The 20977-nt window shown below is 62.0% G+C and carries 19 protein-coding genes and 1 tRNA gene; 7 read left to right on the forward strand and 13 right to left on the reverse strand.

The genetic code is table 11. The features are described 5' to 3' along the window. Positions 1-51: 51 nt before the first annotated feature. The 3 genes from O148_RS0100750 to O148_RS0100760 form a co-directional block, all read right to left on the reverse strand. Complete coding sequence (locus O148_RS0100750; RefSeq protein ID WP_026529395.1) at positions 52-1266, reverse strand: M20 metallopeptidase family protein; 1215 nt, start codon at positions 1264-1266, stop codon at positions 52-54. Positions 1267-1349: 83 nt separating this feature from the next. Further along, complete coding sequence (locus tag O148_RS0100755; RefSeq protein ID WP_026529396.1) at positions 1350-3776, reverse strand: glycoside hydrolase family 95 protein; 2427 nt, start codon at positions 3774-3776, stop codon at positions 1350-1352. Between the two features lie 163 nt (positions 3777-3939). Then, entirely contained in the window at positions 3940-5646 is a 1707-nt protein-coding gene (locus O148_RS0100760) for an AMP-binding protein (protein WP_051619657.1), read from the reverse strand. A gap of 57 nt (positions 5647-5703) precedes the next feature. Between O148_RS0100760 and O148_RS18145 the strand changes: the two genes are divergently transcribed. Genes O148_RS18145 through O148_RS0100775 form a run of 3 tightly spaced genes read left to right on the forward strand, consistent with a single transcriptional unit; the run spans position 5704 to position 8128 of the window. After that, complete coding sequence (locus O148_RS18145) at positions 5704-6381, forward strand: TetR/AcrR family transcriptional regulator (protein WP_051619658.1); 678 nt, start codon at positions 5704-5706, stop codon at positions 6379-6381. Beyond that, positions 6374-7327, forward strand: coding sequence for an ABC transporter ATP-binding protein (locus O148_RS0100770; RefSeq protein ID WP_035744179.1), 954 nt, complete (start codon positions 6374-6376; stop codon positions 7325-7327). Before O148_RS18145 ends, O148_RS0100770 begins: the two co-directional genes overlap by 8 nt. Then, on the forward strand, positions 7328-8128 hold the full coding sequence (locus O148_RS0100775; protein WP_026529399.1) for an ABC transporter permease subunit: 801 nt from the start codon (positions 7328-7330) through the stop codon (positions 8126-8128). A 56-nt stretch (positions 8129-8184) separates the two neighbouring features. Here O148_RS0100775 and O148_RS13985 read toward each other — a convergent pair whose 3' ends face one another. The 4 genes from O148_RS13985 to O148_RS0100795 all read right to left on the reverse strand — a co-directional run bounded on the left by O148_RS13985 (position 8185) and on the right by O148_RS0100795 (position 12140). Beyond that, a complete protein-coding gene (locus O148_RS13985) occupies positions 8185-9450 on the reverse strand; it encodes an MFS transporter (protein WP_051619659.1) in 1266 nt (421 codons plus the stop codon). A gap of 59 nt (positions 9451-9509) precedes the next feature. After that, a complete protein-coding gene (locus tag O148_RS0100785; RefSeq protein ID WP_026529400.1) occupies positions 9510-9950 on the reverse strand; it encodes a MarR family winged helix-turn-helix transcriptional regulator in 441 nt (146 codons plus the stop codon). Positions 9951-10068: 118 nt separating this feature from the next. Beyond that, positions 10069-11529: an amino acid permease gene (locus O148_RS0100790; RefSeq protein ID WP_026529401.1), complete on the reverse strand. Its 1461-nt coding sequence runs from the start codon at positions 11527-11529 to the stop codon at positions 10069-10071. Between the two features lie 239 nt (positions 11530-11768). Then, the gene (locus O148_RS0100795; RefSeq protein ID WP_026529402.1) at positions 11769-12140 is read right to left on the reverse strand and encodes a thioredoxin family protein; all 372 of its coding nucleotides are present in this window, start codon (positions 12138-12140) and stop codon (positions 11769-11771) included. 202 nt (positions 12141-12342) lie between these two features. On the opposite strand from O148_RS0100795, the gene O148_RS13990 reads away from it, so the two are divergent. Then, on the forward strand, positions 12343-13023 hold the full coding sequence (locus tag O148_RS13990; RefSeq protein ID WP_035744181.1) for a DJ-1/PfpI family protein: 681 nt from the start codon (positions 12343-12345) through the stop codon (positions 13021-13023). 117 nt (positions 13024-13140) lie between these two features. Here the strand turns inward: O148_RS13990 and O148_RS0100805 are convergent, their stop codons facing one another. The 3 genes from O148_RS0100805 to O148_RS0100815 all read right to left on the reverse strand — a co-directional run bounded on the left by O148_RS0100805 (position 13141) and on the right by O148_RS0100815 (position 14095). Beyond that, a complete protein-coding gene (locus tag O148_RS0100805) occupies positions 13141-13500 on the reverse strand; it encodes a DUF2200 domain-containing protein (RefSeq protein WP_026529403.1) in 360 nt (119 codons plus the stop codon). A gap of 179 nt (positions 13501-13679) precedes the next feature. Beyond that, positions 13680-13764: transfer RNA gene (locus O148_RS0100810), tRNA-Tyr, on the reverse strand. Positions 13765-13831: 67 nt separating this feature from the next. Then, positions 13832-14095, reverse strand: coding sequence for a hypothetical protein (locus tag O148_RS0100815; RefSeq protein ID WP_157374439.1), 264 nt, complete (start codon positions 14093-14095; stop codon positions 13832-13834). Positions 14096-14259: 164 nt separating this feature from the next. On the opposite strand from O148_RS0100815, the gene O148_RS0100820 reads away from it, so the two are divergent. Next, positions 14260-14748, forward strand: a complete 489-nt coding sequence (locus tag O148_RS0100820; RefSeq protein ID WP_026529405.1) for a YajQ family cyclic di-GMP-binding protein — start codon at positions 14260-14262, stop codon at positions 14746-14748. Here the strand turns inward: O148_RS0100820 and htpX are convergent. After that, positions 14745-15611, reverse strand: a complete 867-nt coding sequence (gene htpX / locus O148_RS0100825) for a zinc metalloprotease HtpX (protein WP_026529406.1) — start codon at positions 15609-15611, stop codon at positions 14745-14747. The two genes, O148_RS0100820 and htpX, sit on opposite strands and share 4 nt — an antisense overlap. Positions 15612-15821: 210 nt before the next feature. Between htpX and O148_RS13995 the strand changes: the two genes are divergently transcribed. Together O148_RS13995 and O148_RS0100835 are read left to right on the forward strand one after the other, a co-directional pair. After that, on the forward strand, positions 15822-16286 hold the full coding sequence (locus O148_RS13995) for a Fur family transcriptional regulator (RefSeq protein ID WP_035744183.1): 465 nt from the start codon (positions 15822-15824) through the stop codon (positions 16284-16286). 44 nt (positions 16287-16330) lie between these two features. Further along, on the forward strand, positions 16331-17851 hold the full coding sequence (locus tag O148_RS0100835; protein WP_026529407.1) for a catalase: 1521 nt from the start codon (positions 16331-16333) through the stop codon (positions 17849-17851). 256 nt (positions 17852-18107) lie between these two features. Here the strand turns inward: O148_RS0100835 and O148_RS0100840 are convergent, their stop codons facing one another. Beyond that, entirely contained in the window at positions 18108-19280 is a 1173-nt protein-coding gene (locus tag O148_RS0100840; protein WP_026529408.1) for a serine hydrolase domain-containing protein, read from the reverse strand. 89 nt (positions 19281-19369) lie between these two features. Beyond that, positions 19370-20776: an FAD-dependent oxidoreductase gene (locus tag O148_RS0100845; RefSeq protein WP_051619693.1), complete on the reverse strand. Its 1407-nt coding sequence runs from the start codon at positions 20774-20776 to the stop codon at positions 19370-19372. Between the last annotated feature and the right edge of the window lie 201 nt (positions 20777-20977).

Raw genomic sequence — 20977 nt, forward strand, 5'->3', positions numbered from 1 at the left:
CCGTGTGCGGCTCTTAAAATGCGGTACGGGGATGCGAAACGAGGGGGGGAGCTAGCGGTTGATGCGGCGCACCGCGAGTTCGGCCAACAGGGCAGCGCCGTCGGGGAGCACGGCGTCGTCAAAGGTGGCCACCGGCGAATGATTGCTCGCTGCGCCCAGGAAATCCTCCCCCGGCGCCGCACCCAGAAAGACAAAAGCCCCCGGCACCTCCTCGAGCACAAATGAGAAGTCCTCGCCTCCGGCCACCGGATTCGCCATCTCCACGTAGCGCCCCTCGCCAAACATCTCCCGCACGGTCGCTTCCAGGAACGCCGCCTCGGCATCATCGTTGACCGTCACCGGGTACACCTTCTCCCAGCGCACCTCCGGCGTCAGACCGTATCCGCGCGCAATATTCTCCAGCAACGGCACAATCAATTCCTCCGCCCGGGCCCGCGCCTCGGGGCTGAAGGAGCGGATGGTCGCATCAAACTCGGCGGAATCCGGGATGATGTTCTCCTTGGTGCCGCCGGAAATCCGGCCCACCGTCACCACCACCGGATCCCAAATGCTGAACCGTCGAGTCACGAGCGTCTGCAGCGCGCCGACGGCCTCGCATAGCGCCGGAATCGGATCGAGCGTCGTGTCCGGCATCGACCCGTGCCCTCCGGCACCCACGTACTTCACGTACACACTGTCCGGCGCGGCCATCATCGTCCCCGGCTTCCCCGCGAACACCCCGCGCGGCGCGTAGTTCGAGAGCACATGCAGCCCGTAGGCGGCGTCCGCGCGCTTGCCTGCGGCATCCAGCACACCCTCGGCAATCATCGGCTCCGCGCCTCCGGGCAGCTCCTCGGCCGGCTGGAACATGAACACGACGTCGCCATCGAGCTGGTCGCGCATCGCGTGCAGAATCTTCGCCGCCCCGACCAGTCCGGCGGTGTGCAGGTCGTGCCCGCAGGCGTGCATGTTCCCATTCGTCGACGCATATTCCAGCCCGGTCTCCTCCTTGACCGGCAGCCCGTCCATATCCCCGCGCAACAGCACCACCGGACGATCGGCACCGTGGCGAGCATCGCCGTCGTTCTTTGTCCCGCGCAACACCGCGGTAATCGAGCTGAGGCCCTGGCCCTGCGTAATCTCCAGGTCCAGCCCGTCCAGCGCCTCGAGCACGCGCTGCTGGGTCCACGGCAGCTGGAGCCCGAGCTCGGGATTCTGATGCAGCTCGCGGCGCAGCGCAATGATGTCAGGGGCAAATTGCTGGGCAAGGTCTTGAGTTTGAGTCATAGGTATAACGTACGACGGCGCGTGCGAACCTTCCAGAGGTTTGCCCACCTTTGACCGGGGTGCTTCGAGCGGGCGTGCCGGGTTCAGGCCCCGATGGTGATGTTTTGGACGTTTCCGGCCGAATGGACTTCGGCGTCGATGGGGTTGGCGGCGGTGAAGGTGCTCTTGGTGAGCGCACCGCCCGCCCATTCCAGGTCCAGGGTGATGCCGCCGCGCAGGCGGATACCGGTCATCGAGCCGTTCGGAAATTGTGCCGGGAGTGCGGGGAGCAGCCGGATCAGGACCGAGTGGGTGCCGTCGGCGTCGGTGCGAAGGTAGGACTGGGCGAGCATCGAGATGATGGCGCGTGCGCCGCCCATGTTGCCGTCGAGTTGGAAGGGCGGGTGCGCGTCGAACAGGTTGGGGTACACGCCGCCGCCCGCGTTCATCCCGATGTCAAGGACTGTGGGTTCGACAGGATTGGTGAGATTGGAGAGGCCGCGCCAGACCTTTTCGCCGTCGCCCAGGATGGCCCAGCAGTTCGCGCCCCAGGCGGCAGACCAGCCGGTGGGGCCGACGCCGCGCGAAATGAGCGCGGTTTTCGCGGCGTCAATGAGCGCCTGGTCGGTGGAGGCGCCGATGCGCTCGCCCGGAAACAGGCCAACCAGGTGGGAAAGGTGGCGGTGGTTATCGCCCTGGACGTCCTTATCGTTGTACCACTCTTGGAGTTGGCCCCAGCTTCCGGTGGCGGGCAAGTGGAGTTTGGCGAGCTGCTCTTGCGCGGTTGCGAGGGTTTCGTGGTCAACGGTGCTGGCGTAGGCGGGGTTGGCGGCAAGAACGGCCGAAGCGTTAATGAAATGCGTCATCAGATCCCAGGTGAACTCTTGGTCCATACTGACGCCGTCCTCGTGGGCGAACTGCACCGGGGTCATCCCGACCGGGGTGTTCCGCCACGGCGTTCCCTGTTGATTTTCCGAGGACCAGGAATCTGGGACAACGAGCTTGCCCTTGCCGTCATCGACCAGGATGTCTTGCAGGAAGTGGAGCGCGTCCCGCATGAGGGGATAAGCGCGGTTGGCGAGAAAATCGGCGTCCAGGGTGTGCGCATAGTGGTCCCAGAGATGCCAGGCGTACCAGGCGCCACCCGTGGCCAGCCATTCCCAGCCCATGCCGCCGTTCAGGTTGTGCGAGACGCGGGTGGTAAAACCGCGGGCCGGTGCGCCTGTTATCGGGTTCGTGACGTTCGCGGCGGTGAGCTGCTTCCAGGCTCCGGATTGTGACTCGATAAGTTCCACGAGCGGTTCGACCGTTTCCGGGAGGGCCGCCGGATCACCGAGCCAGTAGCACATTTGGACGTTGATGTTGGTGTGATAGTCGCTGTTCCAGGGCGGGGTGTCGCTGACGTTCCAAATGCCTTGAAGGTTCATCGCGCGCCCGCCTGTGCGGGAGGATGCGATCGCCGCGTAACGGGCAAATTGGAAATAGAGGGCGTAGAGCTCGGGGTCGAGTTGGCTTTGGTTGTCCTTGACCCGTTTGAAAGTGGTTCCCGCGCGTTGGGCGTCGGTGGACTCCCCAAGCCAAATGCGCTGGCGGTCAAAGAGCGGCTGATAATCGGCAAGGTGCGCCTGTTCTAGCGCGGTTGCTCTCTTGGCGATGGCTGCTATTGCCTGCGTATGGGCAGCGGACGCGGCGTCGACAGAACTGCGGAAGTTGCTGCTCGGGTCGCCGCTGTAATTGGTGGCTGCGCTGACTGCAATGGTGGCGCTATTGGCACCGGTCACCTCGATGGTATTCCCCACCACGCTGATGGCGCCTCCGTCCGCGACGATGGCGGCTGTGAACGCGTAGTCTTGCGCTGGTTCGCCAAATTCTTGGAGCTGCCCGTTCACCGTGATGCTGTTGGTGTCTGCGGAAGCTCTGGTGGTGACGTTCTTGCGGCCGGCCGTGGTGGAGCCGTCGCCGTCTTTGAGGGAGAGGACGAACGTGAGGGCCCCATCGATCGATGAGGTGACGGTCGTGATGACGGCCCTGTCGGGGTAGGTTGCGAAGCTTTTTCGGGAATAGGTGGTCGGCCCGGAGGTGTAGCTCGTGGTGACCGTGGCGGTCTCAAGATCGAGCGCGCGCGAATAATTGCTTGCGTCCTCGTGCCCGAAAGTGAGCCGCAGCGAACCCAGCATTTTGTAAAAGCCCATGGTGCCGTAATTCCCGCTCGCGTTGGTGCCACCGGAAAATAACGAGTCATAGTTGAGCGCGAGGTACTCCTCCTTGGGGTCGCCGGACACGAGTGCACCCAGAGAACCGTTGCCAATGGGAAGCCCTTCGGTCAGAGTACGTCGGCCGGAGGGTGCTGCGGTGTCGAAGGAGATCACCGGCTGGCCGCTCTCGACCTGGGCGGCGGCCGAGCCTGCTTCTCGGTACGCGTACTCGCCGGCGCGGGACGCCTTCGCGGCGCTGCCTGACGCCACGACGAGCAAGGGGGCGGCGACGGTCGCTGTCCCATATCGAATGAATGTCCGACGATTGGCTGTCATGGCACCAAGCTCCTTTGCTTGCTTTCGAGCTGCATGACTAGCGCATCACATTAGACGTCGGATGTATAGGCGTGACTCGGATTAATTTCCTGAGAAACCGCCGCGATCGTGCCGGTAGGTGCTCGATGCCCGCGCTTCTGAGCCAAACGGCAGTGTTTTGCCGCTACAGCCCGAGCTTCTCCACCGCCTCTTCCCGCATCTCCACCTTGCGCACCTTCCCCGACACGGTCATCGGGAAGCTCTCGCGCACTTCGACGTACTTCGGAATCTTGTAATGGGCGAGCTTGCCTCGGGCGAAATCGGCGAGAGATTGAGCATCCAACGGCGGACGCCCTTCTTTCATGATGATCGCCGCCAATAACTCCTCGCCGTACTTTTCGTCCGGCACGCCAATGACCTGAACGTCCTGGATGTCCGGGTGTTGGTAAAAGAACTCCTCAATCTCCCGCGGGTAAATATTCTCGCCGCCGCGAATCACCATGTCCTTAATGCGCCCCTCAATGGCGATGTACCCGTCCTCGTCCATCCGCGCCAGGTCCCCGGTGTGCATCCAGCCCTCGGCGTCAATCGCCTCCGCCGTCTTTTCCGGCTGATTCCAGTACCCCAACATGACCGAGTACCCCCGCGTGCACAATTCGCCGATCTCCCCGCGCGCCACCACAGCGCCGGAGGCATCAACAATCTTGGACTCGACGTGAGGCATGCTTCGCCCCACCGTTTCGGTACGCTTGGCCAGCGAATCATCCACCCGCGTCATCGTGGATACCGGCGATGTCTCGGTCATGCCGTAGCAAATCGCGACCTCGCCCATATGCATATCGGAGATGACTTTCCGCATCACCTCCACCGGGCACGGCGACCCGGCCATCACCCCGGTTCGCAAGGTGGAGAGGTCATAGTCGGCGAATCCGGACAAATTCAGCTCGGCAATAAACATTGTCGGCACCCCGTACAGCGAGGTTCCGCCGTAGCGCTGCACCGCTTCCAGCGCGTCGGCGGGCACAAAGGACCGGCCCGGAAGCACAATTGACGCCCCCTGCGAGAAGGCATTCAGGTTGCCGATGACCATCCCGAAACAGTGATAGAACGGTACCGGAATGACTACCCGATCCTCCGGGGAATACCCCAGCAGTTCGCCAATGAAGTAGCCATTGTTCAAGATGTTGCGGTGGCTCAAGGTCGCACCCTTGGGGAATCCCGTGGTCCCGGAGGTGTACTGCAGGTTGATCGCGTCCTCGGGCGCCAGAGACGCGCCGATCTCATCGACCCGCGACTGCCCCACCTCAGGGGCTCGTCCAACCACGTCCGCATAGGACAATTCGCCGTTGCCTTCCGGCACGCCAGGCACCAAGGGGTCCGCGCCGTCAAGAAAAACCAGGGTCTGCAATTCCGGCACCTCGGCGGCAACCTCCCGCGCCATGGCCGGAAAATCGCTGTTCTTATCCTGCGGTGCCACCACGAGTGCGCTCATCCCGCTCTGACGCACCACAAATTCCAGTTCTGAGGTCCGGTACGCGGGATTGACGTTGACCAGAATTACCCCGATCTTCGCCGTCGCATACTGCAGAATTACCCATTCGGCGCAGTTCGGCGACCAAACCCCCAACCGATCCCCCGGCGACACGCCCACGGCCAGAAGCCCCCGCGCCAACTCATTCACCGCATCGTTGAGCGTCGCGTACGTCCAAGATCGCCCCGTGGCCATCTCAAACATCGCCGGTCGATCCGCATACGCGGCCACGCTCGCCGCAAAGTTTGACCCAATGGTTTCTTCCAAAAGCGCAGGCTCAGTGGCGGCACGGGTGTAGGACTCAGACACGGTTTTGTTCTCCTTCGAACTCGGCACCTTCGGTGGAACCGGGTACTCCATAAATATCCCGCAATCACCCACTTGACCAGTGCTGAACACCTGTTTAGTCTATTAAACATGCGTTCAACACCGCCACCGAATGACCTCTCGACCCCCGCCCGCATCCGCAAGGAAGCCATCACGCTTTTTGCCGAACGCGGCTTCGCCAAGACCAGCGTCCGCGCCATCGCCGAGGCCGCGCAGGTGTCCCCGGGCTTGGTAATTCACCATTTCGGTAGCAAGGAGGAGCTACGTAAATCCTGTGATGACTACATCACCGAGGAGATCATTACGCTCGCCAAAAACAAGGGCAACGCCAATAACGTCGGCGCACTGTTCGCCGAGCTCATGCAAAACCCGGACCTGCTCGAGCGCGAAATGGCCTACCTCATCCACTCGGTCAACGATGACTCCCCCGCCGGCCGCCACATGATCGACAATATGGTTGCCCACAGCGCCTTGATGATCAAAGACAGCGGCGAAAAAGGCACCATGCGCAAGGTGGAGGACCCCGAAGCGCTCGCCGTCGCTCTCGTCATGCAGTCCATCGCCATGCTGGCCTACCGCAAGCACGTTCAGCGCCTGCTCGGCTCCCCCTCCGATTCACTCGTCGACCCGACGCTGCTCGCCCGCTATGGCCTGCCGCTTCTCGACGTCTACACTCACGGCCTCTACACCGACGAGAGCTACCTCAACGCCACCCGCCAAGCACTGGCCGACCAGTCCGCACAAAAGACAAAGGAGAATCATGAGTAATGCCATTGCCGTCGCGAAATTGACGAAAAACTACGGCAAAACTCGCGCCCTCGACGGCATCAGCTTCGAGGTCCCAAACGGCGCCGTGTTCGGCGTGATCGGCCCCAACGGCGCCGGCAAAACCACCACCATGCGCGTATTGCTGGACATTATTCGCCCCACCGGCGGCACGGCAGAGGTGCTTGGCTCGCCGGCTCACGGGGCACCGAGTGAATTACGACGGCGGATTGGTTTCCTTCCCGGGGAATTGCGCCTTGACGGCCGGTTGAGTGGGAAAACCCTGCTGAAGCAATTTGCGGAAATCTCCGGCCCCGTGAAACCCGACCGCGTGAACGAACTCGCGGAGAGGCTCAACCTGGATCTCTCCCGACCCGTTCGGAAGCTTTCCAAGGGCAATAAGCAAAAGCTCGGCATCATTCAAGCATTCATGCATGAGCCGGACCTGTTGATCTTGGATGAACCAACGAGCGGTCTCGACCCGCTCATGCAGCAGGAGTTCTTAAATCTGGTTCATCAGGCGCGGGAGAACGGCCAGTCGGTGTTTTTGAGCTCTCACGTGCTCAGCGAAATCCAGAGCGCCGCCGACCAGGTCGCCATCCTCCGCAACGGCCAGATTGTGGACATCGCCACCGTCGACGCCCTGCGCGAAGCCGCAGACCGCACCTTCCGCGTCCGCATCGAAGGGTTGGATCAAGCGGCGCTCGAGCAGCAACTCGGCTCCATCGACGGCGTTACGCTCACCCAGGCCACGACCGGAAACGGGGGCGGCAAGCACGCTGCCGACGGGTTCGCGAGCGCGACCGGCACGCTCACCGGCTCGGTCAAACCGCTCATCGATTATTTGGCGACCCAGAACGTGGACGAAGCGAGTATCCAGGAACCGGACCTCGAACAGTCCGTACTCAAGCTCTACAACACCCGCGTCAGCGCAGGAGGCGATGAATAAATGCGCACTTTCCTTCCCCTCACCCGCAAGAACCTTTCCGACACCTGGCGCGGCCTCGCTGGATGGAGTCTGGCTCTGGCCGCGGCGTGTTTGCTGTACTTGCCGCTCTACCCATCCATGGGTGGCGGATCTCAAATGCAAGCGTTGCTGAACCAGATGCCCAAGGAACTTATCAGCGCGATCGGCTATGACAGCATCGGAACCGGCGCAGGATGGACCCAGTCCACGGTCTTCGGGCTGCTCGGATTCGTCCTGCTGATCATTGCCTCGGTGTCCTGGGGTGCGGCAGCCATTGGCGGCAACGAGGAATCCGGGGCACTCGAACTGACCCTTGCGCACGCTGTGACGCGCACCCAGGTGGTACTCGAACAAGCCCTCGCGATCCTCATCAAGCTTGTGGTTCTCGGGCTCGTGGTGACATTGATTGTGCTTTCGCTCAATTCTCCGGCCGAACTCGATCTCAACGTCGGGTACCTGGTGGGAACCGTGGCGCTCTGGCTAGAGCTCGGTTTGCTTGGGGCTTCCGTTGCTCTGCTCTGCGGAGCGGCCACCGGACGGCGTTCGGTCGGCATTGCGGGTGGCGCCATCGTGATGATCGGCGCTTACATTCTCAACGCCTTGGGGAACCAGAAATCGGACTGGGATTGGATGCACAATCTCTCCCCGTATTCCTGGGTCTTTACCGAAAAGCCGCTCCAAGATGGGCCAAATATGCTCATTGGCTTGGCCCTCTTAGGGATCGCCGCGCTGTCAACTGCGGGAGCCGCCGTCGTTCTTAACAAACGCGACGTCGGCACCTAGGCGAGCACAAAGCAAGGAGCGGACCGGTCCCCACCGGCCGGTCCGCTCCTTGCCGTCTAGAGGGCTTCGGGCTCGTGCGTGTGGAGGTATTTCCAGCCGAGACCGATCACCAGCGCCGAGATGAGAACGGCGAGCGCGGCGGCGAAGAACGGCACGGCAGCGCCGAAGTTCTCGCCGAGTTTCGCGGCCAGGAACGGCGCGACCGCACCGCCCATCCAGCGCACAAAGTTGTAGCCCGCGCTCGCGACCGGGCGCGGGGCGTCTGAGACGTTCATCGCGAGTTCGGTGTAGAGCGTGTTGTTGATGCCGAGCAGGCCGCCGGAGATGATGACCAGAATGATGACGGCCGTGATGTTGGTGGTGGCGAAGAGACCCAAGAGCGTCAGGATGATCGCAATGGCGACCAGGGTGCCGACCAGTACCCACGTGGTGCCGAATTTTTGTTGCAGGATCGGCGCCACCACGACCGACGTGAAGGCAAGCGCGAGGCCCCAGCCGAAGAAGATCGCGCCAATCGCGTACGGGCCGGCATTCAGGATGAACGGGGTGAACGCGAGGATCGTGAAGAAGCCGAAATTGTAGAAGAAGGCGCTGAAAGCGGCCGAGCGCAGGCCCTTGTGTCCGAGTGCGATCAAGGGGTCGCGCAGCCGGGTTTTCTTGGCCGGGATGGTGGATTTGGGCAGGAGAGTCAGGCAGGCGATGAATGCGAGCGCCATCAGCACCGCGGTGCCAAAGAACGGGGCGCGCCACTGCCAGCCGCCAAGCAGTGCACCGAGAATTGGCCCGAGCGAGATGCCAAGACCAAGCGCCGCCTCATACAAGATGATGGCGGTGGTGGTGCCGCCGGATGCCGCGCCGACAATTACGGCGAGCGCTGTGGCAACGAAGAGCGCGTTGCCCAGGCCCCAGCCGGCGCGGAAACCGACCAGTTGCGCAACCGTGCCGGAGAGCCCGGACAGGGTCGCGAAAGCAACGATGAGCGCCAGGCCGATCAGTAGCGTTTTCTTGCCGCCAATGCGGGAGGACACCCAGCCGGTGAGCAGCATTGCAAACGCGATGACGAGGAAGTAGCTGGTGAAAAGTAGCGATACCTCGGAGGGTCCGGCCTGCAGATTCTCAGCGATGGCCGGCAGAATCGGGTCGACCAGTCCGATGCCCATAAAAGCGAAGGTCGCGGCGATGGCGGTGGCCCAGACCGCCATCGGCTGCTTGAGCAGGGACTGTTTCTCGTGTTCGAGGACTTCGTGGGGGGTTTCGGTGTGTGCGGCGTGTGCTGTGTGTTCTGTGTATTCGTGCTCGTTTTCGGTCGCGGTGGCGGACACGGGCGGCTCCCTGTTCTGTATCTAGTGGCGGCGCGCTCAGTGGCGCCGGCGGGTGCGAGTTAGTTTTCGGAAATGGTGTCTTGGAACTTGTCAGACAGGCGCGCGATAGCGCCGCTGGCCCGTTCGAGGGCGGCGAGGTCGTCGTGGCTCATGGAGCTCAAAACTTCGGCGATGCGTTCGTCGCGCTCGCGGTTGCCTCGGGTGCGCGCCTCTTCACCTTTCGGGGTGATGTGAATGAGCACCACTCGGGAATCATCGGGGTCAGCGGCTCGCGTCGCCAGTCCGGCGCCGCCGAGGCGTTTGAGCGCTTCGGTGGCGCTTGGCATTTTGATTCCCATGTGCTTGGCGATCTCGGAGACGCGGACGCCGTCCTCGTGGAGCATGTTCAGAATGCCTAAGTGCGTGGTGGAGAGTTCCATCTCATCGCTCCAGCGGCGCGACATGTGTACGCCGTGCCGTAAGAAGGCCCTGAGCGTGCTGGCGAGTTCCACATTTTCCACACCCCCACCATATAGTTAGTTCGCCTAAATAACCAAATCCCACGCAAATTTAAGCGCCTTTCCCGGTTTTCAGCGGCATGTAGAGCGCTGAAAACCGGGAAAGGCGCTTAAATTTGCTTTAGCGGGAGGGGGTGAGGTGCTTGTGCTTGCCCTTGCGCACGAACGCGAAGTACGCGATCGTCAGGATCGCATACCAGGTCGGCGCCAAGTAGATCGCGATCCGGGTGGACTCGTCCAGGCCCAGCACCACGAACATTGCCACGAAGAACGCGAGCACCACCCAGCTCATCGCCACACCGGCGGGCATTTTGAACTTGGACTCAGCGTGCAGTTCGGGCCGTTTCTTGCGGTAGCACAGGTATGCCACCACGATGAAGCCCCACACGGTCAAAAACAGGATCGCGGACACCGAGGTCACCAAAACGAACGCCTCTCCCACCGAGCCCTGCACGTACAGCAGGACGATCCCGGGGATCAGGCAAATACAGGAGAACAGCAGCGCACGCGCGGGAACCTTACTCGAGGAGAGCTTCCCGAACAGTTTCGGAGCCTCCTTCTCGGTGGACATCGAATACATGATGCGGGAGGTCGAGAATATGCCGGAGTTCGCACTAGATGCGGCAGAGGCCAAAACCACAAAATTTACCAGTCCCGCGGCACCGGCAAACCCAGCCAGCGCGAACATTTCGGTGAACGGGCTCACGTCCCCGGACGCGCGGCTCCACGGCATCACCGCCATGATGACAATCAGAGACGCCACATAGAACAACAGCACGCGAATGGGAATCCAGTTGATTGCCCGCGGAAGGTTCTTTTCCGGGTTTTTGGTCTCAGCGGCAGCGGTACCGGCAAGCTCAATGCCCTGGAACGCGAAGATCGCGATCTGGAAACCGCCCAAGAAACCGAGGAAACCATGCGGGAACATGCCGCCGTCATTCCACAGGTTTTCCAACGTGGCGCGGTCGCCCGTGTCCGGGGAAACGAAGTTCGTGGCGATCAGCACAATGCCCACGATGACCAGGGCAATGATGGCAACGATCTTGATCATCGCGAACCAGAACTCGATCTCGCCGAACAGGCGCACCGCCACCAGATTCAGTACCAAGAACAGCAAGATCGCCAAGACCGCCGGCACCGCAAGCATCATCGGGTTGTCGCGCAAACCGGGGAACCAATATTCCACATAACCGGTGATCGCCACCAGATCCGCAATGCCGATAATGATCCAACAGAACCAGTACGTCCACCCGACCATGAACCCCGCCCACGGCCCGATCAGGTCACCGGCGAAGTCGGCAAAAGTGCGGTAGCCGGAGTTGGAGAGCAGAATCTCCCCCATCGCGCGCATGACAAAGAAGAGCATGAATCCGATGATCATGTACACGAAAATGACACTCGGTCCGGCAATGGAGATCGTCTTGCCGGAGCCCAAGAACAGGCCGGTACCGATGGCACCGCCAATGGCAATGAGCTGAATGTGGCGGTTGCTTAAGCCCCGCGAAAGGTGTCCCCCGTTCCCGGAATGTTCGCCGTGATGCTCAGTTGGCGCGGTGGAGGTCGTCTCGGGGGTCTTGGACATGGTGCCTTCTCATCGGTGTTGCCTCGACAATGAGGTCCCGCCGGGTTTCAGCGGGCAACAGCGAACCAATTTACCACCGGGATCGCGCGCCCCACCAATTGCGACAGGGCCGCCCACCACACCCCAACATCACGGTGAGGCACGAGAGAAAGCCGGGGACACGCCGTCGTACCTCTACGACCGGGACAAAAAAGGAAGGGCCCCGGAGCACCCGGGACCCTTCACGAAAGCGGGGAAATCTACTCGGCGGCGGATTCCTGCTCGGCGATGGACTTGCGGACCTCGTCCATGTCCAGGCCCTTGACGGCCTCGACGAGCTCGGTGAACTGCTGCTTGTTCATCGCGCCAGCGTTGGAGTAGACGAGGATATTGTCGCGGAAAGCCATGAGGGTCGGGATCGCGGTGATGCCGACCTGACCAGCGAGCGATTGCTCGGCTTCGGTGTCGACCTTGCCGAAGCGGATGTCGGGGTATTCCTTGGACACTTCGTCGTAAATCGGCGCGAAACGCATGCACGGCTGGCACCATCCGGCCCAAAAATCGACGAACGTGATGCCGTCTTCCTGGATGGTTTCGCTGAACGTCTTTTCAGTCAATTCTGTTGTGGACATGATGTGAGCGTACTCCTTCGGGTCGCGAAAACTCTAGGGGTAACGTCGCGGCGCGGTCCGGGTATTCCCGTGGCTGGGGGCTGTGCGCCGGGTCGGACGGGGCGCTTGCCGGGCGGGCGGGTGCGCTTGCCGGTCGGGGCGCCGGGCGGGGCGCCGGACGGGGCGCCGGACGGGGCGCCGGACACCCGCTAGGCTGGTGCCCGTGGAGAAGCCGCTGAATATTGTCGCCCTGATCTTCCCGGGAATGACGCAACTCGACCTGACCGGGCCGCTCGAGTTTATTTCGAAGATCCCTGGCGCCCACGTGACGCTCGCTTGGCGCGAGCCGACGCCCATCACCAACGATTCCGGATTCGCGATCCTCCCCTCGACGACCTTTGCGGACGCACCGCAGGCGGACGTACTGCTGGTCCCGGGCGGAGCCGGTGTGTTTGACTTCATCGAGGACGCCGACGTCATCGATTTTGTGCGCCGTCAAGGCACCGGCGCGCGGTTCGTGACGAGCGTGTGCACGGGCGCGTTTTTCCTGGGCGCCGCGGGTTTGCTGCAGGGCCGGCGCGCCACGACGCATTGGGCCTCGCACGCGCTCTTGGCGCACCTGGGCGCGACCCCGGTTGCCGAGCGCGTGGTGGTGGACGGGAACGTGATCACCGGCGGCGGGGTCACCAGCGGCATCGACTTTGGCCTGCGCGTGGTCGCCGAGGTTGGCGGCGAAGCGCTCGCGCGGAAGGTCCAGCTCGCCCTCGAGTATGACCCGCAGCCGCCCTTCGACTCGGGCGCCGCCCGTGCCGATGACCCGGCGGTTCAGCAGTTGCGCGCGCATTACGTTGAAACGCGTGGGCCGCGGTTGGCCCGGATCGGTGCCGCGCTTGCGGGGTCCTAGGCGCTGAAGCACGACGGCGTGTCCCCGACTTTCCGGGGATGCGCTGGCTTGGCGAGCCGGTTGCGTGGGCGATTCGGGTGCGCAGGTTACGCGGTTGCGCAGGCGATTTGTTGCGGCTTAGGCCGGCTTAGGTGTGCGCAGAATTTTGTCCATCGACTTGCCCTTGGCCAATTCGTCAATGAGCTTGTCCAGGTAACGAACTTCCTGCATGAGCGGGTCCTCGATATCTTCGACGCGCACCCCGCAGATGACTCCGGTGATGAGTTTGCGGTCGGGATTCTTGGTGGGCGCCTCGGCGAAAAAGTGATCAAAGTCCGTTTCGGATTCAAGGGCTTTGTCTAGCTGCTCTTGGCTGTAGCCGGTGAGCCAGCGGATGATCTCATCCACTTCCGCCCGCGTGCGGCCCTTCTTTTCGGCCTTGGTGAGGTAGTGCGGGTACACGCTGGAGACGGGCATGGTGTAAATGCGGTGGGCCATGTGCTCAGCCTACCGACTCTGGGCGGTATCCGCCGTAGTGGGGTGGGCCGTCGCCGAAGTGGGTCCCTGGGTGCTTCTCCCGCCGCGCCGGTCGGCCTTGGTGTGGACGCGCAGTGCAGCCGCCCACGGGTTAAATTGCGAACGCCCCAGCCAGAACATGCTTCTGACTAGGGCGTTTGTGGTGGCAGATGAGGGATTCGAACCCCCGTAGGCAATGCCAGCTGATTTACAGTCAGCCCCCTTTGGCCGCTCGGGTAATCTGCCATAGAGAAACCCGCCTGAGCGGGCATCTCAACTTTACAGAAGTTCGGGGAGCTTTGCGAATCCGCGGCTAGGACTGGCTAATCTGCTTCTCGAGTTGGGCTACAAACTTGTCCGCCTGCTCCCGGCTCACTTCCCCGCGTGCAACCGCCGCCGCCATCTCGACCTGAACAGCGTTGATGCGCGCCTGCGGACTCACATGCGGTGCCGGAGTGCTCGCCGCCGCACTTGCTATCGGTGTCATCATGACCCCCGTCATTGACATGGCCGCAAACAAGGTTCCGGTGGCAACTTTCGCAATCCGCACCACGTAGGGACTTCGATTCTTAGCCAATTTCTTCGCCTCCGCTGTAACTGTTTCCGCATCTAGTCTCTCGGTTACACATAGGAGGCAACCCGACGCTACCTTGATGCTTGCTGAACAACTTGCCGGGCACCGCTAAGCGACTAGGCTAGGGTGCAGGTTTCCCGGACACACAACCCATGCAAGGAGCAACAATGGCGAGCGATTCCACCTTCGACGTGGTGAGCAAGGTCGACAAGCAAGAAGTCTCAAACGCCCTCAATCAGGCGCAAAAAGAGATCGCCCAGCGCTACGACTTTAAGGGTGTCGGCGCGGAGATCGATTTCAGCGGCGACAGCATCCTGATGAAGGCAAACTCCGAAGAACGCGTCAAGGCCGTCCTCGACGTCTTCCAATCCAAACTCATTAAGCGGGGCATCTCGCTCAAGTCCTTGGATGAGGGCGAGCCGTACGCCTCCGGTAAAGAGTTCCGCCTCGAAGCCTCCATCAAGGAAGGCATTGCCCAGGATGTGGCCAAGAAAATCACCAAGCTCATCCGTGACGAGGGCCCCAAGTCCGTCAAGGCCACCATCCAGGGCGACGAGCTACGGGTGTCCTCAAAGTCCCGCGACGACCTGCAAGCGACCATGGCGCTCCTGAAGAATTTCGAGGACGCTGACCTGCAGTTCGTTAACCTGCGCTAGTACTGCGGGCCGCCGGCCATGCCTTCGAGCCGACGAATGCGATCCTCCATTGCCGGGTGCGTGGAAAACATGCGCTTGAGTTTGCTGCCGAATGGATTCGCAATCATCATCTGCGAAATGTTCACCAGACGCTGATCGGCCGGCAGCGGTGCCGCGTTGACGCCAGCCTCCAGTTTGCGCAGGGCGGACGCGAGCGCGAGCGGATCTCCGGTGAGCTTCGCACCGTCTTCGTCGGCGTCGAACTCGCGAGTTCTACTAATGGCCATCTGGATCAAACCGGCCGCCAATGGCGCGAGCAGTCCGATCAAGATCATGCCGAGCGGGTTGGAGTTGCGCCGGTCCCCCATGCCGGAAAACATCAGCATTTGCCCCACCGAGGTGATCACACTTGCCACCGCCGCCGCCACGGACCCGGTCAGGATGTCGCGGTTGTAGACGTGCATCAGCTCGTGTCCCAGCACGCCGCGAAGCTCGCGACGATCCAATATTTGCAAGATTCCCTGCGTGACGCACACGGCCGCATTCTCCGGGTTTCGTCCGGTCGCAAAAGCGTTGGGTGACATGGTCGGTGAGATGTAAAGCCTCGGCATCGGCTTACCAGCTTGCTGCGCGAGCTCGCGCACGACCGCATAGTATTCGGGTGCTTGCGCCTCGGTGACCTCGACCGCTTGCATGGAGCGAATCGCGATCTTGTCACTGTTCCAGTAGCTGTAAAAGATCGTCCCCACGCTGATCGCGCCGAATATCCAGATAAAGGCGGAGTTACGCGTTCCGGCCGCAATCAGCCCGCCGATAATGAGTAACAGTCCGGCAAGACTGCCGAACAAGAGCGCTGTCTTCAGACCGTTATTGTGATTGCGCATGGCTACTCCTTGAAATCGGACCAGGGGTCGATCGGCGCTTCGGTAGTGCCTCTCGCTCGTCCCTGCGATCAGCAACGTTCCCTTTAGTGTACGTATCGCCGCGCCCGCAGGTTGAGCAATTCGCCCACCGCGCAAGAGAGCCCCGCCACTCCCAGCAAGTTAGCCACACCTAATTATGAATTACTCAGAATACGCGTTTAGGCTGGTGCCATGAGTCACACCCTGCCCGAGCCGACGGTCGCACGCGACTGGCCCGAATCGCTCAAAGTAGCCGGGTTTAAGGTGACCAAACAGCGCCTAGCCGTGCTACACGCCGTCGAACATCATCCGCACGCCGATGCGGAACTCATCGCCGCCAACTGCCGCGAAACCCTCCCCGCGCTCACCATTCAGTCGGTGTATACCGTCCTCGCGGATCTGACCCGCGCCGGGCTGGTGCGCAAGATTCAGCCGCACGGCGGCGCGGCGCGATATGAGACGCGCACCAATGACAACCACCACCATGCGGTATGCATTCGGTGCGATCGCATTGTCGACGTCGATTGCGCCGTTGGCCACACGCCCTGCCTCGTCCCGCAACAGGACACCGGAATGAACATCCTGTTCGCCGATGTCGTTTATCGGGGTGTGTGCGAGGAATGTCAGCGCGAACCATTAGACCTCCCGGTGAACTAGCCGGGTCACGTACCAGTCACAGGAAACCCCACAAAAGGAGAATCATGACAGTGCCACGCAGTACTACTCAGTCCGGAGCGCCGGTTGCCTCGGATGCGCATTCGCAGACCGTTGGCCCGGACGGCGTTGCCGCGCTGACCGACCACTACTTGGTGGAAAAGCTCGCCCAGTTCAACCGCGAGCGGGTTCCCGAGCGCGTTGTGCACGCCAAGGGCGGCGGCGCCTTCGGCACCTTTGAAACCACCAACCCGGAAATCGCGAAGTACACCAAGGCTGCACTGTTCCAGCCCGGTGTCACCACCGATATGCTCATCCGCTTCTCCTCGGTCGCCGGCGAATCCGGCTCGCCCGACACCTGGCGCGACCCGCGCGGCTTCGCCGTCAAGTTCTACACCTCCGAGGGCAATTACGACCTGGTGGGCAACAACACCCCGGTGTTCTTCATCCGCGACGGCATTAAGTTCCCGGACTTCATCCACTCCCAGAAGCGCCTGCCCGGCTCCAACCTGCGCGACGCCGACATGCAGTGGGACTTCTGGACCCTCTCCCCCGAGTCCGCACACCAGGTCACCTGGCTCATGGGCGACCGCGGCCTGCCCCGCTCCTGGCGCACCATGCAGGGTTACGGCTCCCACACCTACCTGTGGACCAACGCCGAGGGCGAGAAGTTCTGGGTCAAGTACCACTTCCGTTCCCAGCAGGGCGTCGAGGGCCTGTCCAATGACGAGGCCGCCGAGCTCGCCGGATCCGACGGCGACCACCACATCCGCGATCTCTACGAGGCCATCGAAGAGGGCAACTTCCCCAAGTGGGAACTCAACGTGCAGGTCATGCCGTACGAGGACGCGAAGACGTACCGTTTCAACCCGTTTGACCTGACCAAGATCTGGCCGCACTCGGACTACCCGCTGATCCCGGTTGGCATGATGACGCTGAACAAGAACCCGGAGAACTACTTCGCGGAGATTGAGCAGGCGGCGTTCGCCCCGTCCAACTTTGTGCCCGGCATTGGCGCCAGCCCGGACAAGATGCTGCAGGCCCGCATCTTCTCCTATGCGGACGCACACCGCTACCGCGTGGGCACCAACCACGCGCAGATCCCGGTGAACCAGGCAAAGGGCACCGAGGTGCACAACTACTCGCAGAACGGTGCCGCGCGCTACCACTTCAACGCGCCGTCGGTGCCGAATTACGCACCGAATTCGCTGGGCGGCCCGGCTGCCGACGAGTCGCTGTTCGCCCCAGGCGGCTGGGAGAATGACGGCGAGCTCACCCTCGCTGCCGCCTCTCACCACCCCGAAGATTCCGACTTCGGCCAGGCCGGAACGCTCTACCGCGATGTCTTTGACGGTGCCGCACGCGCCCGTTTCCTGGAGACCATCACCGGTGCCGTCGGCGGCGTGCAGAATGCGGACATCAAGGAGCGCGCGATCCAGTACTGGACCAACGTCGACTCCGATTTGGGTGCCAAGCTGCGCGCGAACCTCGGCGCGGGCGATGCTGGTTCCGCCGATGGCGCGGTGCGCCAGGCTGGCGAGACCGAGTTCGATCAAGCGCACGCCTAAAACGCTTACCGCCGCCCGCTTCTGTCGAGTCGGCACGTTTTCCGCGATAGGCACGGTTTATAGCGGAAGAGGTGCCGACTCGGCGCCCGGTAGCGGGTGCGGCGGGTGAGTAAGAAGCACGACGACGCCCCTCGGCTTAATTGCCGAGGGGCGCCTTCGCGTCGGGTAACCACCCCACCCCCGCAAATTTCATGGCCTCCCGCACGTTTCATGGCCTCCAATAGCCATGAAACGTGCGGGAGGCCATGAAATTTGCTTAGGAGGGGAGGGTGGACTGGAGGCGGACTAGGCGCTGATCCAGTTGCTGTCCCGTTGGGTCTAGGAACATGCGTTGACTGATGTAGGCGAACGCGATTCCCGATTCGGGGTGCGCAAACCCGGCGCGTCCACCCATTCCGTAATGGCCGTAGGATCCTTCCCCCATCATGGTCGAGGTCCCCACCCCGTCCAATTCAAAACCGACACCCCAGCGCGGCTTTTCCTGCGGCGTGCCATCTGGAAGAGGCGGGCGCTCCATGTCCGCGGTCCCCAATGAACGGGCGTTCTCCCGCGTCGTATCGGAAATCAGTTGCACTCCATCAACCTCGCCGAGGGTGGCCGCATACATCTTGGCAAGCGAGTAGGCATTGGTGCTGCCGTTGGCCCCGGCGAGAGACGCCGCCCGAAATTCGCGAGTATTCACGAAAGCGCGCCGCGAGTTGGCCTCGAAAAGATCCATGAGCTGTTCAAAGGAGCGCACGCTCGCCACCATTTCGGGCGGCAGTTGCGCCAATGTCTCCTCGGGAACGTGCGGCGGCAGTTGCAGTGCGGGATAGGTATTGGGCAAGTACCGCGAGTCTTCTGATTCCGGCAGACCGACCCAAAGATCGAGGCCGAGGGGAGACGAGATATGTTCTTGGATGTACTCGCTAATCCCCTGCCCGCTCACCCGCTCCACGACGTGCCCGACAAGGGTCCCGAAAGTCACTGGGTGGTAATTGAAGATGGTGCCCACCGGGTATTGCGGCGCGCTCTCAGCGAGAATCTTTTCGGCGGAGCCCGGCGTGAAAAACGAGTCAACCGGGCCATCGAGATACGGTAGAGCCGCACGGTGCTGGGCGATATCGCGAACGGTCACCGCTTCCTTGCCCGAAGCTGCGAACTCGGGCCAGTACCGTGCCACCGGCGCATCGAGATCCACCTGGCCGGCATCGACCAGTTGCAACAGCGCCACCGTCGTCACACCTTTACTGGTCGAGAATCCGGTTGTGACGCTGTGTTCTTCCCAGGCACGCCCGGATTCGGGGTCGGTGCCCGCCCAAAGATCTAACACCGGTTTTCCGTGCTGAAAAATAGCGAGCGAGGCGCCATCATCCAAGCCCTCCTGTTGGAAGGCAAAAAACTCATCGGCAGTAGCCTGAAACTGAGGTTCAACGAATCCTGGAGTCATAGAACTAATCTATGCCCATAAACCACGCCGTGTTACTGCCAGGTAACACGTTTCGGCAATGTTTTACTGAGCGGTTTTACTCAGCGGTTTTACTGAGCGGCGGGCGCAGACAGCGATGCCCGGGAAATCTCTGTCATCTCCTCGCGCGGCACCACCTTGACGCGCTCGCGGGTCACGCCCTGAGTGGCCGAGAATTCCTCGCCGAGGCGCTTCTCATGCGCGTCCAGCGTCAACCAGCCGTCCCACGTCGTGTACGGAATCCCGCGCTCTTCGAGGACATCCACAATCGCGGACTCCTCTGGAGCTTCGGCCAGGGCAAGCGTGGTGCGATCCTCCAGAATGCAACCAATGGTTTCCAGCGCATCGCCCTTGGTATGACCAATCAAGCCGACAGGGCCGCGCTTGATCCACCCCGTCGTATACAAGCCCGCGATATGCTCTCCGCTCTCGGTGACCACACGGCCGGCGACATTCGTGATCACGCCGCGTGCGCCGTCGTACGGTAAATCGGCGAGCGGGGAACCAAAGTAACCGATCGCGCGGTAGACCGCTTGCACCGGGTAATCAATCATTTCTCCGGTGCCGCGCACACCGCCGGCGCCATCGAGTTCGGTGCGCTCAAAACGCATCGAGGACACCTTGCCATCCTCGCCGTGGATTTCCACCGGGCTGTGCAGGAAGTGCAAGTGGAGCCGGCGCTTGACCGGGTCCGGTGCGCGCTCGGCGAGGTCCTCGTCTTGTTCGGCAACCCAGTTGGTGAGGGTGCCGACCATGGTCTTGACCTGGTTGTTGGTCTTGATTAGTTCATCGGAGGCTTCGTCAAAATCGAAGTCTTCCGGGTAGAGCACAATGTCCACATTGGGCGAATGGGAGAGTTCGCGTAGTTCCAGCGGCGTGAATTTCACCTGAGCGGGGCCGCGGCGGCCGAAGATGTGCACGTCGGTGACCGGGGACTCCTTGAGCACCCGGTACACGTCGTCCGGAATCTCGGTCACAAGCAGGTCATCGGCGTGCTTGGAGAGAACGCGCGCCACATCCAGAGCCACATTCCCGTTGCCGATCACCGCAATCTCGCGGGCTGTGAGGGGCCACTCGCGGGACACGTCGGGATGACCGTCATACCAGGAGACGAAGTCCGCACCGCCGTAGGAGCCCTCAAGCTCGATTCCGGGGATGTTGAGGTCGGCGTCCTTGATGGCGCCGGTCGCGAAAATGATCGCGTCGTAATGCTTTTGCAGATCTTCCAGGCTGAGGTCGGTGCCGTAATCGACGTTGCCGAAGAAGCGGATATCGCCACGGCCCAGTACCTTTTCCAGCGCGGTAATGATGCCCTTGATACGCGGGTGATCCGGCGCGACGCCGTAGCGAATCAGGCCAAACGGTGCCGGGTAACGGTCAAAAAGGTCGATGGAGACCTCGAAGTCTCGATCCGCCTTGGTCAGCAGGTCTGCCGCGTACACGCCGGCAGGTCCGGCACCAATGACAGCGACGCGCATGGGACGATCGGTCGAAAATTCAGACACGCGTGGGGGTTCCTCTCAGCACATTCTGGTGGGCGCTCGCACCACCCTGAACACAGTGCGGTGCCTAATTAGCGCACAACTTAATATCCTAATCCAACGCCGCGCGGGCCTCGAAAAAATGAGGCGTAATTCACGCTCGGCGTCACCGGGGTTCACGCGCGGTCACTGGCCGTC

Source organism: Haematomicrobium sanguinis DSM 21259, from assembly GCF_000688395.1.
In the GTDB taxonomy this organism is placed as follows: domain Bacteria; phylum Actinomycetota; class Actinomycetes; order Actinomycetales; family Micrococcaceae; genus Haematomicrobium; species Haematomicrobium sanguinis.

Coding starts and splice junctions, on each gene's coding strand:
- O148_RS0100750 (WP_026529395.1), bottom strand. CDS start 1,266: ATGACTCAAACTCAAGACCTTGCCCAGCAATTTGCCCCTGACATCATT.
- O148_RS0100755 (WP_026529396.1), bottom strand. CDS start 3,776: ATGACAGCCAATCGTCGGACATTCATTCGATATGGGACAGCGACCGTC.
- O148_RS0100760 (WP_051619657.1), bottom strand. CDS start 5,646: ATGGAGTACCCGGTTCCACCGAAGGTGCCGAGTTCGAAGGAGAACAAA.
- O148_RS18145 (WP_051619658.1), top strand. CDS start 5,704: ATGCGTTCAACACCGCCACCGAATGACCTCTCGACCCCCGCCCGCATC.
- O148_RS0100770 (WP_035744179.1), top strand. CDS start 6,374: ATGAGTAATGCCATTGCCGTCGCGAAATTGACGAAAAACTACGGCAAA.
- O148_RS0100775 (WP_026529399.1), top strand. CDS start 7,328: ATGCGCACTTTCCTTCCCCTCACCCGCAAGAACCTTTCCGACACCTGG.
- O148_RS0100790 (WP_026529401.1), bottom strand. CDS start 11,529: ATGTCCAAGACCCCCGAGACGACCTCCACCGCGCCAACTGAGCATCAC.
- O148_RS0100795 (WP_026529402.1), bottom strand. CDS start 12,140: ATGTCCACAACAGAATTGACTGAAAAGACGTTCAGCGAAACCATCCAG.
- O148_RS0100805 (WP_026529403.1), bottom strand. CDS start 13,500: ATGGCCCACCGCATTTACACCATGCCCGTCTCCAGCGTGTACCCGCAC.
- O148_RS0100820 (WP_026529405.1), top strand. CDS start 14,260: ATGGCGAGCGATTCCACCTTCGACGTGGTGAGCAAGGTCGACAAGCAA.
- htpX (WP_026529406.1), bottom strand. CDS start 15,611: ATGCGCAATCACAATAACGGTCTGAAGACAGCGCTCTTGTTCGGCAGT.
- O148_RS13995 (WP_035744183.1), top strand. CDS start 15,822: ATGAGTCACACCCTGCCCGAGCCGACGGTCGCACGCGACTGGCCCGAA.
- O148_RS0100835 (WP_026529407.1), top strand. CDS start 16,331: ATGACAGTGCCACGCAGTACTACTCAGTCCGGAGCGCCGGTTGCCTCG.
- O148_RS0100840 (WP_026529408.1), bottom strand. CDS start 19,280: ATGACTCCAGGATTCGTTGAACCTCAGTTTCAGGCTACTGCCGATGAG.
- O148_RS0100845 (WP_051619693.1), bottom strand. CDS start 20,776: ATGCGCGTCGCTGTCATTGGTGCCGGACCTGCCGGCGTGTACGCGGCA.